This is a genomic window from Aquimarina sp. Aq107 (assembly GCF_943733665.1).
Taxonomy (GTDB): domain Bacteria; phylum Bacteroidota; class Bacteroidia; order Flavobacteriales; family Flavobacteriaceae; genus Aquimarina.
The window spans coordinates 5,074,264-5,089,640 of record NZ_OX030782.1 but is presented as its reverse complement, the minus strand read 5'-3'; the positions used below and the strand labels follow the sequence as shown (position 1 = coordinate 5,089,640).

The 15,377-nt window shown below is 32.6% G+C and carries 11 protein-coding genes; 10 read left to right on the top strand and 1 reads right to left on the bottom strand.

From position 1 onward, the window contains the following. The first annotated feature begins 2 nt into the window (after window positions 1-2). The 9 genes from NMK29_RS22000 to NMK29_RS21960 all read left to right on the top strand — a co-directional run bounded on the left by NMK29_RS22000 (window position 3) and on the right by NMK29_RS21960 (window position 13,913). The gene (locus NMK29_RS22000; RefSeq protein ID WP_108805464.1) at window positions 3-2,288 is read left to right on the top strand and encodes a patatin-like phospholipase family protein; all 2,286 of its coding nucleotides are present in this window, start codon (window positions 3-5) and stop codon (window positions 2,286-2,288) included. Window positions 2,289-2,469: 181 nt separating this feature from the next. Continuing rightward, the gene (locus NMK29_RS21995; RefSeq protein ID WP_108804774.1) at window positions 2,470-3,627 is read left to right on the top strand and encodes a homogentisate 1,2-dioxygenase; all 1,158 of its coding nucleotides are present in this window, start codon (window positions 2,470-2,472) and stop codon (window positions 3,625-3,627) included. A gap of 154 nt (window positions 3,628-3,781) precedes the next feature. Continuing rightward, a complete protein-coding gene (gene hppD, locus NMK29_RS21990) occupies window positions 3,782-4,921 on the top strand; it encodes a 4-hydroxyphenylpyruvate dioxygenase (RefSeq protein ID WP_108804773.1) in 1,140 nt (379 codons plus the stop codon). Window positions 4,922-5,330: 409 nt separating this feature from the next. Further along, a complete protein-coding gene (locus tag NMK29_RS21985; RefSeq protein WP_108805463.1) occupies window positions 5,331-6,107 on the top strand; it encodes a DUF3108 domain-containing protein in 777 nt (258 codons plus the stop codon). After that, window positions 6,107-7,072, top strand: a complete 966-nt coding sequence (locus NMK29_RS21980) for a tryptophan 2,3-dioxygenase family protein (protein ID WP_108804772.1) — start codon at window positions 6,107-6,109, stop codon at window positions 7,070-7,072. Before NMK29_RS21985 ends, NMK29_RS21980 begins: the two co-directional genes overlap by 1 nt. A 6-nt stretch (window positions 7,073-7,078) precedes the next feature. Continuing rightward, the gene (locus tag NMK29_RS21975; RefSeq protein ID WP_234424315.1) at window positions 7,079-8,335 is read left to right on the top strand and encodes a peptidoglycan DD-metalloendopeptidase family protein; all 1,257 of its coding nucleotides are present in this window, start codon (window positions 7,079-7,081) and stop codon (window positions 8,333-8,335) included. 4 nt (window positions 8,336-8,339) lie between these two features. Beyond that, window positions 8,340-9,977, top strand: coding sequence for a glucose-6-phosphate isomerase (pgi, locus tag NMK29_RS21970; protein WP_108804771.1), 1,638 nt, complete (start codon window positions 8,340-8,342; stop codon window positions 9,975-9,977). A gap of 177 nt (window positions 9,978-10,154) precedes the next feature. After that, complete coding sequence (locus NMK29_RS21965) at window positions 10,155-13,379, top strand: TonB-dependent receptor (RefSeq protein WP_108804770.1); 3,225 nt, start codon at window positions 10,155-10,157, stop codon at window positions 13,377-13,379. A gap of 93 nt (window positions 13,380-13,472) precedes the next feature. Then, complete coding sequence (locus tag NMK29_RS21960; RefSeq protein WP_027394708.1) at window positions 13,473-13,913, top strand: hypothetical protein; 441 nt, start codon at window positions 13,473-13,475, stop codon at window positions 13,911-13,913. Here the strand turns inward: NMK29_RS21960 and NMK29_RS21955 are convergent. Then, entirely contained in the window at window positions 13,910-14,332 is a 423-nt protein-coding gene (locus tag NMK29_RS21955) for a secondary thiamine-phosphate synthase enzyme YjbQ (protein ID WP_108804769.1), read from the bottom strand. The genes NMK29_RS21960 and NMK29_RS21955 overlap by 4 nt on opposite strands. Before the next feature lie 99 nt (window positions 14,333-14,431). Here NMK29_RS21955 and NMK29_RS21950 point away from each other — a divergent pair, with 99 nt between their 5' ends. Then, window positions 14,432-15,253 (top strand): HAD family hydrolase, encoded by an 822-nt coding sequence (locus tag NMK29_RS21950; protein ID WP_108804768.1) that lies wholly within the window; start codon window positions 14,432-14,434, stop codon window positions 15,251-15,253. The last annotated feature ends 124 nt before the right edge of the window (window positions 15,254-15,377 follow it).

Here is a 15,377-nt window from a genome sequence, read left to right as displayed (position 1 = left end):
TTATGCGATCTACCACGAACAAAGTTTTACATATACTATTACTAATTGTGGTATTCTTTGCTTTTAAAACAGGTTGGTCTCAAGATCAAGGCACTCCAGAAATTGACGATAAATCAGAAGAGCGAGATATTAAGGTAGGATTAGTTCTAAGTGGAGGTGGTGCTAAAGGGTTAGCACATATTGGCGCATTAAAGATTATAGAAGAAGCGGGGATTAGAATAGATTATATTGGTGGGACAAGCATGGGAGCAATTGTAGGTTCGCTATATGCTTCTGGGTACAATGCTCAAGAATTAGATTCAATATTTAGAGCTGTGGATTTTAATGTACTTATCCAAGATGATTTACCAAGAAAAGCAAAAACTTTTTATGAACGCGAAGATTCAGAAAAATATGCATTAACATTACCTTTTGATAATTTTAAAGTTGGATTACCACAAGGGTTGTCAAAAGGTCAGAACTTTTTTAATGAATTCGCTCGCTTAACCTCTCATGTACATGAAATTAACGATTTCAGTAAGCTTCCAATTCCTTTTTTCTGTATATCTACAGATATTGCAACAGGAAAACAGGTTCTATTAGACAAAGGATACTTACCTGAGGCCGTTTCAGCCAGCGGAGCTTTACCATCTATTTTTAGTCCAATCGAATTAAACGGAGTTTTAATGACTGATGGTGGGGTTGCTAATAATTATCCCATTAAAGAAATACGTGAAAAAGGAGCCGAAATAGTTATCGGAATAGATGTTCAAGATAGTCTAATACCAAGAGATCAATTAAACTCTGCAACTAATATAATGCTGCAGATCAGCAATTTTAGAACTATTAATGACATGAAATCTAAAATGCCTGAAACCGATATATACATAAAACCCTCTATTTCGGAATTCTCTTTAATATCTTTTGATCAAGCTGATAAAATTATTGCTAATGGAGAAAAAGCAGCTTTTGCCAATTATGAAAAATTAAGAGAAATAAAAAGGCTTCAAAAAACTTCTAGTCCAAGAATAAAAATTCCTAAAAATTCAGACACACTTCTAATTAACAGCCTTGTCATTTCGGGAAATAAAAGATACACAAGATCATATATTAAAGGTAAATTAAAACTAAAATTAAACAATCCCAAAACCACTACGTACAAGAAACTATATGAAGGAATAAATAACTTATCTGCTACTGGTAATTTTGATCGAGTAAGTCACCGATTAATTGATAAAAAAGATGGAAAAGAACTAGTGCTTAATGTAAAAGAATCAGAGAATACTATGCTGTTACGTTTAGCATTGCATTATGATGATTTATATCAAACAGCAGCTCTAGTCAATTTTACTAAAAAAAGTTTACTATTTAATAATGATGTTCTTTCATTTGATGTCGCTTTAGGAGATAATATAAGGTACAATCTGGACTATTATATTGACAAAGGATTTTATTGGAGTATAGGATTAAAAAATAGTCTAAATCGTTTTAATCGAAATGTAGAATATGAATTGGTAAGAGAAGATTTTAGCTTGCCAGATATCGAAGTGAATAAGATTAATCTAGATTACTTAGATTTTAAAACCCAATTTTACTTAGAAACGTTATTAAACCAAACTTTTTCTTTAGGCCTCGGGGCAGAATATCGAAGATTTCGTCTTATTTCTGAAACCATTGGAGAAGATGAAGATCAATTGCCAAGAGTTGTATTTGATAACAGCAACTATTGGAGTGCACTATCTTACTTAAAGTTTGATAGCTATAATAATAAGTATTTTCCTTCTTCAGGGTTTTTCTTTGATGGACAGGTTAATTATTACTTGTTCGATGATAATCCCAATAGTACTGATAGTAATTTTGTTATTGCAAAAGCTGATTTTGGATATGCCTTTAAAGTTTTTGAAAAAACTGCTATTAATTTAGGGGTAAGTGCTGGTAACAGATGGGAAGAACAAAATGTAAGAAGTTTAAATTTCTTTGTTGGTGGTTTTGGTGCAAAAATGATCAACAATAATATTCCATTTTATGGATATGATTTCTTAAGTATCGTAGGAGATAGTTTTGCCAAAGCCTCTGTTACCTTAGACTATGAAATCTTTCCAAAAAATCATATTAATTTAGCAGCTAATTATGCTAATGTTGGCACTAAATTATTTGATACTGGAGATTGGTTAAAATCCCCTGAGTATTCTGGATATGCTTTGGGATATGGTCTAGAAACTTTTGCAGGTCCGGTACAAGTAAAATATTCTTATTCTCCTGAACAAAAAGAAGGAGAATGGTATTTCAGTATTGGTTTTTGGTTTTAATACTTTTTATGATCCAAAAGATGGAAATATTTACGATATTTGTATTGTTATGAGCTTGTACTGGCAGAATTTATTATTGCTACTACACTACCTTATTAAGCGAAATCCGGAATAAGGCAGCGGTTTACTATTGCATTACTTTTTTCAAAACTAATAGTTAACACCATAATCTTAAAAAATCATGCCTTTTTATCATTCTCTAGGTAAAATACCACCTAAGCGCCATACTATTTTTAGAAAACCAGATGGCAATCTATTCTATGAACAATTATTCGGAACCATTGGTTTTGATGGAATGTCTACCAATCTATATCATTATCAGCGACCTACTCAGGTAAAAGAAATTAAAGGAAGCTATAGTGTAGCTCCAGAAATTGCAATTAAAAACAATATTAAATCGTATAGACTACACGGTTTTAATGTTACACCAGAAAAAGATTATTTAAATAGTAGAAAAAATGTACTTACTAATAGTGATGTGAGTATTATTTTATCGGCTCCTAAGGAATCTACTTCAGAATATTTCTATAAAAACACAGATGCAGATGAATTAATTTTTGTGCATCGAGGAAGTGGTAAATTTAGAAGTCATTTAGGTAATTTAGATTTCAAATATGGAGATTATATTCTCATTCCACGTGGTACTATTTATAAGTTAGATTTTGACACCACTGAAAATCGTTTGTTTATTGTAGAGTCCAGAAGACCTATTTATACACCAAAAAGATATAGAAATTGGTTTGGTCAATTGTTAGAACATTCTCCTTTTTGTGAACGAGATTTAAGAGCTCCATATGAATTGGAAAGTAATGATGAAAAAGGTGATTTTCTAATCAAAGTAAAAAAACAAGACGAAATTTTTGATATGGTCTATGCATCACATCCTTTTGATGTTGTTGGGTATGATGGATTCAATTTTCCATATGCATTTTCGATTCACGATTTTGAACCTATTACCGGAAGAGTTCATCAACCACCACCAGTACATCAAACTTTTGAAACAGATGCGTTCGTAGTTTGTTCATTTGTTCCTCGATTATATGATTACCACCCACAAAGTATTCCTGCACCTTATAATCACAGTAATATAGATAGCGATGAAGTATTATATTACGTAGATGGTGATTTTATGAGTAGAAATGATATTGATGCCGGTCATATATCCCTGCATCCAGCCGGAATTCCACACGGACCACATCCAGGAGCAGCTGAAAGAAGCATCGGTAAAACAAAAACAGATGAATTAGCTGTAATGGTTGACACTTTTAAACCTCTTATGGTTACTAAAGAGGCAATGAAAATAGCTGATGAAGATTATCACAAATCCTGGTTAGAATAACCAGTTTATAAATATAGATTCATGTTGAATTACAGAAAAGATATTTCGGCACATCTTAGAGCTATGTGGTAGATTTTATCCAGAAAATGATTTTTTTAGTTTTCTGGATGAATAGTCTCATTATATAATTTTCACAACAACAAAATAAGATATTATGTCAACAAATATAAATCCCCAAAATTTAGAAAAAATAATTCCTGAAGCAGAAGACTTTTTACCTCTTTTAGGTACTGATTATGTAGAACTATATGTCGGTAATGCGAAACAAGCTGCATACTATTATCAGACAGCTTGGGGATTTCAACCTATAGCTTATGCCGGATTAGAGACTGGGCTTAAAGACCGTGTTTCTTATGTTCTACGTCAAGACAAAATTACATTGATACTTACTTCGCCTTTACAACCTGATGGAGACATCAATAGACATATCAATGCACATGGTGATGGAGTCAAAGTTGTCGCTCTTTGGGTAGATGATGCAACAAAAAGCTATGAAGAAACTACCAAACGAGGGGCTAAATCTTATATGGAACCAGTTACAAGAGAAGATAAAGATGGTACGGTTGTATTTTCTGGCATACATACCTATGGCGAAACTGTTCACATTTTTGTAGAAAGAAAAAATTATAACGGTGTATTCTTACCAGGATATATCGCTTGGAATAAACCATATAACACCGAATCTACAGGTCTTAAATATATTGATCATATGGTTGGTAATGTTGGCTGGAATGAAATGAATAAATGGTGTGAGTTTTATGCTAAAGTTATGGGGTTTGCTCAATTAGTCTCTTTTGATGATAAAGATATTTCTACAGAATATACTGCTTTGATGAGTAAGGTAATGAGTAATGGTAACGGTAGAATTAAGTTCCCTATAAACGAGCCGGCAGAAGGAAGAAAAAAATCTCAAATCGAAGAGTATATTGATTTTTATAACGGAGCAGGTGTACAGCATATGGCACTAGCAACTGATAATATTATAGAAACAGTTTCTGCGCTTCAACAAAGAGGAGTTGAATTTCTTACGGTACCTGCTAGTTATTATGAAACCGTTTTGGATAGAGTTGGAGAAATTGATGAAGATCTAGAACCTTTAAAAGAACTTGGAATTCTAATTGATAGAGATGATGAGGGATATCTCTTGCAGATTTTTACTAAACCTGTTTTAGATAGACCAACTATGTTTTTTGAAATAATCCAACGAAAAGGAGCTCAATCCTTTGGAAAAGGAAATTTTAAAGCGTTATTCGAAGCAATAGAAAGAGAACAAGAACAAAGAGGTACACTGTAAACCAGCTACTTCATTTAAAATTCTTAAATCCTTTTGAATAATTAAAGCAAGCATTGTTAATAAATTGAGATTATTGAAAAATAATGCGTTTCTGCCTAAATTTTTGTTAAATATCATAATAAAAAAACGTTTTCGTTTGATAATTATGCAAAAAAAGCTGATGTTTGTATTATAAGCGGAGTGGTTACTGCTTATACCAAAAACAATAATTATTCTCATAATTTAAGTTTTTAGTTGGTTAATAAAAGTAAAAGAGAGCTGTGGTGGCTCTCTTTTTTTATTACTTTTTTAAATATTAAGTAATACTACTAATTTTTATCTGTTTATATTATATAGTACTTTTGGAATGGATATTGTAAATATTCATAATAATAACATACACGTTAACAAAACAATGCCCAAAACAGTTATGAAAAGATATATTCTTTTATTACTAATCTTAATCTCAGCTTCCTCGGTTGCGCAAGAAAACCATAAGTCTTTTGAAAATGGAGAATGGTTTAAATTTAAAATCCGTTACGGAGTTTTTACAGCCAGTTATGCTACCTTAGAAGTTAAAGACGAAATGCTTAATGGAATGCCTGTGCACCATATTATTGGAACGGGTAAATCTTCAGGACTTTTAAGTGTGTTTTTTAAAGTAGAAGATTATTATGAAACATACGTAGATAAAAACGAAATAAAACCTTATAGGTTTATTCGTAAGATTAATGAGGGAGGACATACTAAGGATATCGAAATTAATTTTGATCACGATAATAAAAAAGCGCAAGTATTCAATAAAAAATACAATAAGAAAGAAACCTTCAGCACCAAAGACAACATACAGGATATGATGTCTTCATTTTATTACTTAAGAAATAATATTGATGTATCTTCGCTTAAGAAAGGTGATGAGCAATTTGTCAATATGTTTTTTGACAATGAAAATTACCTATTCAAATTGCGCTTTTTAGGACGAGAAACAATAAAAATGAATGGAAATAAAATTCGTTGTTTAAAGTTTCGTCCAATTGTACAAGCCGAAAGAGTATTTAAAGAAGAGGAAAGTTTGACTGTTTGGGTAAGTGATGATGATAATCGTATGCCAATTAGAATAAAAGCTGATATTCTCGTAGGATCTATTAATGCAGATCTAATAGCTTACAAAGGTCTTAAACACCCTCTCAAAATTGTTATAGATTAATGGACCAATCCATAAAACCTGAGATTGCTGAAAAAATATTACAGCTCGAAAAAAAGTTTAAAAATTCCGGTCAGGATCTTGGATCCTATTTAGATGGTTTACTTCATGATAAATATCTTACTTACTGGGATTATATCCATCTGGATACATTGCTTAGTTTACAAATTCCGAGAACACATTTTCCTGATGAAGAAATCTTTATAATGTATCATCAGATTACTGAGCTTTATTTTAAGCTAATCATCCATGAACTAAAGCAAATCATTGATGACAAACTGCAGAATGCAGAGTTTTTTACAAAAAAATTGGATAGAATTAATAGGTATTTTAGAGTTCTTATAAACTCTTTTGATGTAATGATCAAAGGAATGGATAGAGATCAATTTTTAAAATACCGAATGTCTCTTTTACCTGCTAGTGGATTTCAATCTGTACAATACAGAATGATAGAAATATATGCCACTCCTTTAGTAAATCTTGTAAACGCTAAAGAAAGAGATCAATTTTCTGAAAAAGATTCACTTGAAGAAATATACGAACATTTATACTGGAAATCTGGAGCTACAGATATTAAAACCGGCGAAAAAACATTGACACTTAAACAATTTGAATATCGCTATACTCCTAGAATGATGCGTATTGCAAATCAAGTAAAACAAAGTACGATCTATCACAAATACCTGGAACTTCCGGAAAAAGAGCAAAATAATGTGCAGCTTATCAATGCAATGCGTACTTTTGACACCAATGTAAATATTAATTGGTTATTAATGCATATGGGTGCCGCCTACAGGTATCTTAATAAAGATAAAGGCGAAGTATTGGCTACAGGTGGAACTAACTGGAAAAAGTTTCTACCTCCAAGTTTTCAAAGGATCATGTTTTTTCCGAATCTTTGGAGCGCAGAAGAACAGGAAAACTGGGGACAACAATGGGTAACCCATCAATTTAATACCACAAAATAAAGTCAGTTGAAGAATTTAGGTTACATACTACTTTTGTCGGTAGTATTGATTTCATGTCAGCAAGAGAAAAAAGAACCAGTAGTTACAGTTCCTGAAACAATTGAAAAAATAAAAGAGCCGCCAGTTGTTAAGGAATTCGGATACAACCTTAATAATTTTATGGTAGTTAGGGACACTGTCCGACCGGGAGATAGTTTTGGAGCTATTTTAGACAGCCACGGTATTTCTAGAGCCAAAGTTTTCGAAATTTCGAATAAAATTAAAGACACATTTAATGTAGCTAGAATTACAGCAGGAAAAGCATATACACTTCTTAAATCAAAGGACACTACCGAAAAAGCACAAGTATTTGTATACCAAAATGGACTTATAGATTACACTGTTGTTGATTTTAGAGACAGTATTGTTGCAAGAAAAAGTGCAAAACCGGTAAAAATTGTAGAGCGAATAGCTTCTGGAACTATAGAAAACAACCTTTCACAAACTTTTGATGATATGGATCTTAGTTTTCTTGTTGCCTATAAAATGGCAGACATCTACGCATGGACCATAGATTTTACAAGATTACAAGCTGGAGATCAATTTAAAGTAATTTATACTGAGAAATATATAAATGACACAATTCCAGCAGGAATTGGAGAAATCAAAGCATCTTACTTTGAGCATAGAAGCAAACCTATATACGCATTCCAATTCGAAGACGATACTATCAATGGAACCTCAGATTATTTTGATCAAGAAGCAAATAATCTTCGAAGAGCGTTTCTTCGAGCACCAGTTCAGTTTAGTAGAATTTCTTCGAGATATAATCTTAAAAGAAGAATAAAATACTACGGAAATAAAATAAGACCGCATCGAGGAACTGACTTTGCCGCACCGATTGGAACTCAAATTTTAGCTACAGCTGATGGAACCGTAACCAAGTCCGAACGTAGAGGAGGAAATGGTAAGTATGTAAAAATCAGACATAATTCTACATATGAAACACAATATTTACACATGAGTAGAAGAGCAGTAAAAGTTGGAGAATATGTTAGACAAGGTGATGTAATTGGCTATATAGGAATGACAGGGAATACAAGTGGGCCTCATGTTTGCTATCGTTTCTGGAAAAATGGAAAAGAAGTAGACCCGTTTAAGCAAGATTTACCCGCTTCTAAACCTTTAAAAGATAGTTTACGACCAGCTTTTTACAAACATATCGAACCTTTTAAAACTAGACTAGACAGTATCGTATTCAAACCAAAACAAGAAATATTATAACCACATGGCATTACCAACTATTAATCCCACCACCACAAAAGCTTGGGAAGCACTAGAAAACCATTACAAAAATATTAAAGACACTCATCTAAAAGACCTTTTTGTAGGATCTCCAGATCGTGCCGAAAAGCTCTCTATTGAATGGGAAGATTTTTATATCGATTATTCTAAAAATAGGATAGATGAAACAACTAAAAAATTACTAATTGATTTTGCAAAAGAAGTTAAGCTGGATAAAGCAATACAAAGTTATTTTGCCGGAGATATTATTAACGAAACAGAAGGAAGAGCTGTTTTACACACTGCTCTTAGAGCACCATCAGATAAAACCATAACTGTTAATGGTAAAAATGTTGTTTCGGAAGTGGTCACTGTAAAAACCAAAATTGAAGGATTCTGTGACAAAGTTATCAATGGAGAACTAAAAGGACATACCAATAAAGCTTTTACAGATATCGTAAATATTGGTATTGGCGGTTCGGATCTTGGTCCGGCTATGATAACAGAATCTTTAGAATATTATAAAAATCATTTGAAAGTACATTTCATATCCAATGTTGATGGTGATCATGTACATCAAAAATTAAAAAATCTAGATCCAGAAACTACATTATTCGTTGTAGTTTCAAAAACTTTCTCTACACAAGAAACATTATCAAATGCTACTACTGCTAGAAGCTGGTTTATAAAACAAGCTTCTCAAGAAGCTGTAGGCAAACATTTTGTTGCAGTATCTAGTAATATTCCTAACGTTACTAAATTTGGTATTTCTGAAGATAATATTTTCCCATTATGGGATTGGGTTGGAGGTCGTTTTTCTCTCTGGAGCGCAGTTGGACTATCTATAAGCTTATCCGTTGGATATAAAAATTTTGAAGCTTTATTAGAAGGTGCCCACGAAATGGATGAGCATTTTAAAACTACTGATTTCGAAGAAAACATACCTGTTATTTTAGGGCTATTAAGCGTATGGTATAATAATTTCTTTAAAGCCGAAAGCGAAGCCATCATACCTTATTCTCAATATTTACATAGATTACCTGCATATCTACAACAAGGGATTATGGAAAGTAATGGAAAAAGTGTAGATCGCAACGGAAAAACAATTGACTATCAAACAGGAACCATCATTTGGGGTGAACCAGGAACAAATGCTCAGCATGCATTCTTTCAACTAATACACCAAGGTACAAAGCTTATTCCTGCGGAATTTATAGGTTTTAAAAAGTCCTTATTTGCTGATAAAGACCATCAAGATAAATTAATGGCTAATTTCTTTGCACAAACGGAGGCTTTAATGAATGGAAAAACCGAATTAGAAGTTGTTCAAGAATTAAAGTCTAAAAATCTTCCTACAGAAACATTAGATCAGTTAAAACCTTTTAAAATATTTACAGGTAATAAGCCTACCACAACCATACTTATCAACAAACTAACTCCCAAAAGTTTAGGTAAGCTCGTATCCATGTATGAGCAAAGAATATTTGTTCAAGGAGTTATATGGAACATCTTCAGTTATGATCAATGGGGTGTAGAATTAGGTAAGCAATTAGCTACAAATATTCTAAACGAAATCGATAATTCGCAAATTTCTGATCACGATTCGTCTACAAAAACACTGTTAAAAAAATATTTAAACTAACTATTTTTTTGGTTAATAACTTTTGAATATTTTCAATCGATTACAAATCAATTAAATACGAAATAGAGTTACCTTAAAACCGTTAAATTTTTATGTGAAAAATTTTAACGTTTAGATAAACTTAGATTGCACAAAGATTCGTTCTTTTGCGCCAAACAATTAACTCAATTCATTATAATGAAAAAGATTACATTTTTATTTGTTGTAATTCTTTTGGCGACGTTTGCAGAAATGTCCGCACAAGGTGTTACAAAATCTTCCATGAATGGAAAAGTTACAGATAATACAGGTGCCGCACTTCCGGGTGCTAATGTAATTGCAATTCATACACCATCTGGTACTAAGTATGGAGCAATTACAGATTTTGACGGTTATTATAGAATCGCCAATATGAGAACTGGTGGACCATATAGAGTAACAATCTCTTATGTTGGTTTTTTAGGTTTCGTACAGGACGGAGTATTTCTTCAATTAGGAAGCTCTAAATCTATTAGCACTCAAATGAAAGAAGAAGCAAATGCTCTTGAAGAAGTTGTAATTACAGCTAATCGTAGTGGAGTATTTGATTCTGGTAAAACTGGAACTGAAACTACAGTAACTGAAAGACAAATTAACTCTCTGCCTTCTGTATCTAGATCGGTAGCGGATTTCGTAAGAATTACTCCGCAAGCACAGATTACTGAAGGTGATGACGGATTCTCAGTTTCTTTAGCAGGTCAAAACAACCGATACAATGCATTATACATCGATGGTGGTGTAAGTAATGATGTATTTGGTTTAGCTGGTTCGGGAACAGATGGAGGACAAACTGGAGTAAATCCATTCTCTATTGATGCGATTGAAACTTTTCAGATTAACATTGCTCCATTTGATGTAAGACAATCAGGTTTTGCTGGTGGTGCTATTAATGCAATCACTAGATCTGGAACAAACAGAATCGAAGGATCTGCATACACATACTTTAGAAACCAAGATCTTGCAGGAAAAACTCCTCCTAGTTTAGTTGGTGATGGAGAGTCTAGAGAAAAATTAGCAGACTTTTCTTCTAATATCTATGGTATTAGAATCGGTGGTCCAATTATAAAGGACAAATTATTCTATTTTGTAAATTACGAAAGAGAAGAAACTGAAACTCCACAACCATTTAACTTTAGTAATTACCAAGGAGATTCTAGTTTATCTGAAGTTCAAGATCTTTCTAACTTCTTACAAACAACATACGGATTTAATCCAGGTGGTTTTGACAACAATACTAGAACACTAGAAAGTAACAAGTTTACAGTAAGGTTAGATTGGAATATTAATGAAAACAATCAATTAAGTGTAAAACATAATTATGTTAGTGCAGATAATCTAGAAGCTAGAAACAGTGGTAACACAAGAATTGGTTTCATCAACGGATCTGAGCTTTTCGAAAGTGTAAAGAACGAAACAACATTAGAGCTTAACTCATCATTTGGTAGCTGGGCATCTAATAGTTTATTGGTAGGGTACAAAACAGTAAGAGATGATAGAGACCCATCAGGTGACCCATTCCCTTCTGTAGATATTAGAGATGGTAACGGAACTATTACTTTTGGTGCAGAACCTTTCTCTACAGCTAATTTATTAGATCAAGACATCTTAAATATTGCTGATAATTTTGAAATTTATAGTGGTAGACATACTATAACAATTGGTACTCAGCACGAATTTTCTAAAATAAAGAATCTTTTCTTTGCCTTTAACTATGGTGATTACACTTTCAACAGTGTTAGTGATTTCTATGCAGGAATTATTGACGAATACCAAAGAGGTTATTCTCTAGTTGGAGGTACAGCTGTTGGTGATGAGTCTGACGGAGCTTCAGAATTTAAATTATACCAACCAAGTGTTTACGTTCAGGATGAAGTTAGTATTTCTGAAAGCTTCAAATTAACTGCTGGTTTAAGAGTTGATGTTCCTATTTTTGAAGATGGTCCTGTAAATGATGACTTTAACAATAGAACGATTCCTATCTTAGAAGCAGCTGGAAAAGACTTGCAAGGTGCTAGAGTTGGAAAAGCAATTAATCCTAAAGCACATTTATCTCCAAGAATTGGATTTAACTGGGATGTAAAAAATGACAGAACTACTCAAATCCGTGGTGGATTAGGAATGTTTACTTCTAGAATTCCATTAGTATGGCCTGGAGGATCTTACAACAATAATGGAATTACAGGTGGATTTACTGCTGGATTTAACTTAGATCCTTCTACAATTACTTTTAATCCTGATATCAACCAACAACCTGTAGCGGTTGAGCCAGGAACTGGTGGTTTAGCAGGTAATATTGATATCTTTAGTCCTGACCTAAGATTACCACAATTTATGAAATATAACATCGCGATAGATCAAAAATTACCATTCTGGGGATTAATTGCTAGCGCAGATTTCTTATATACTGATGTAATTACAAATATCTATTATGAAAACTTAAACATTGCAGAAGCAGAAGGTTTCTTGAATGGTGCTGATAACAGACCTTTCTATAGCGATAGTTTTGGTGATTTAATCGATAACACATATGGAAGAATTACATTAGGAACAAATACAGGTGAAGGTTTCTCTTATAACGCTTCTGTTACATTAAGAAAACCATTCTCTAATGGTTTCCAAGGAAGTGTATCTTATTCTTACGGAGAAGCAGAATCAATTTTTGATGGAACTTCTTCTCAGAATAGTTCTCAGTGGAGAAATATACAAACTGTAAACGGTAAGAATGCAGACATACCTTTAGGAAGATCAGATTTCTCAGCTGGATCTCGTATAACAGCAAATGTAAGTTATGAAAAAGAATATCTTGGATTCATGAAATCTACTATTGCTCTTTTCTACGAAGCTAATCAAGGTTCTCCATATTCTTTTTTATACAGAGAAGGAGCGGATTTATTAAATGATGATTCTAGAGACAACGCATTAATCTATATCCCAGCTAATCAAAGCGAAATTGTTTTAAGAGATGGAGAAAATGGATTAAGTTCTCAACAACAGTGGGATGCTTTAGATGCATTTATCGAAGGAAACGATTACTTAAGAAGTAGAAGAGGTCAGTATGCAGAGCGTAATGGATCTAGAGGCCCTTGGAGTAACACTATCGATTTAAAATTCTTACAAGACTTTTATATCAATACTGGAAAATATAAAAACACACTTCAGGTATCTTTAGATATCTTTAACTTCACTAACCTTCTTAATAAAGATTGGGGAAAACGTAAGTTTATAAGTGATGTTCGTTTATTAGAAACAGAACAAGCTGGTCCTGATCCAGAATTTAGTTTTAACCCTGCTTCTTTTGAAGGTGGTTTAGAACAATTAGATGATGCTGGATTACAATCATCAAGATGGCAAATGCAAATTGGTTTAAGATATATCTTTAACTAAAAATTATATACATAGAATTGAAAACCTCGCTCAAATTGAGCGAGGTTTTTTTTATACATTATGTTTACCTTTGGATAAACTAAACACATCATTATGTACGAAGCTATACAAATCGTTCACTCTTATTGGGCATACCTAGTTGTTCTTGTTGTTACCCTTGCTACCTTCAACGCTTTAATTGGTTTTTTTACTAAAAGAGAATATGCTCCAAAAGATTTTAGAATATCTCTTTTTGGATTAATAGTTACGCATCTTCAGTTATTAATAGGAATTATAATCTTTTTTGTATCTCCAAGTATCATGTGGTTTACAGAGGGAGTTTCTGTAAGCGATATCATGGGAGATCCTTTACTAAGATTGTACAATGTAGAACACCCTATGATGATGATAGCTATGGTTGTTTTTATTACTATTGGATATTCTAAGCATAAAAAGAAATTGACCTCCACTCCAAAACTTAAAATGTTGGCAATTTTTTATACAATTGCATGGTTATTAATGCTATCTAGAATTCCTTGGGCAAACTGGTTCTAAGAACCAAATAAGGTTAGCACTAATTTTCTAGAACCTCCATAGTTTCTATGTTCACATAAATAGATCCCTTGCCAGGTTCCTAAATTAAGTTTACCTCCAGTAATTGGCACTTGTACAGAAACGCCCATTAATGAAGCCTTAATATGGGCAGGCATATCATCAGAACCTTCGTAGGTATGAATATAGTATGATTGGTTTTCTGGCACCATTTGATTCATATGACTTTCAAAATCCTGACGAACTGTTGGATCGGCATTTTCATTTATTGTTAAGCTTGCAGAAGTATGCTTGATAAATACCTGCAATTGTCCGATTTTAATTTTGCTAATCTCTGGAATTTCGGAAAGAATTACATCCGTAATCAAATGAAAACCTCTCGAATAAGGCTGCAGTACTATTTCTTTTTGAAAGAATATCATGATATCAAGATTAAAAAAGCAATTTAATACAAATTTTACAAGAAGAGTTTACATTGTTACTGTAAACTCTAATACCTTTGTTATCTTAACTTTTATAACATGGATTTATCCCAAATAAAACTCGTTGCTACTGATATGGATGGTACACTTCTCAATTCAAGGGGAGACGTAAGCCAATCATTTTTTTATTTATTTGATGAATTAAAAGAGTTGGGGGTTACATTTGTTGCTGCTAGTGGCAGACAATATTATAGCATTCTACACAAATTGAGTGCGATTAAAGATGATATGATTGTTATTGCAGAAAACGGTGCTTTAACAATGCATAGAGATGAAGAATTACAAACCACAGAGATTGATCGCAAAACTTATTTAGAACTCTTAGATGCTACAAAAGATCTTAAAGGCTCTCAAGTAATACTATGTGGACGAAAAAAAGCATATATAGAAGACTATGGTAAAGATTTTGAAAATATGCTAGACGAATTTTATGGTAGATACGAAATAGTAAAAAACTTATCGGAGGTAATAGATGATCAATATCTAAAAATTGCTATATGCAATGAAAAAGGAGCAGAAAAATATCTATATCCAGCACTTAAGCACCTAGAAAATCGACTAAAAGTAAAAGTCTCGGGAAAAGTCTGGCTAGACTTATCTCATAATAACGCCAATAAAGGATATGCCTTAAAAAATGTTCAAAAAAGTCTAAATATTTCTACCAATGAAACCATGGTATTTGGCGATTATAATAATGATCTAGAAATGATGTCACAAGCAACATATAGCTTTGCAATGCAAAATGCACATCCTAATGTAAAAGCTGTAGCCAATTACACTACCAAAAGTAATGATGAAAACGGTGTTGAATATATGCTATCGAAGATGATCGAAGCTAAAAAGAAAAACGCTGTTAAATAAAGTACATCGTCTACAGGAAAACTTAATGTTTCACTATCGATAATTCTTTATGAAATACAAGCTAATACGATAGAAATAATGAAAAAATAAACGTAGATAGGTTGCTTAGTAAAAAAATTCTGCA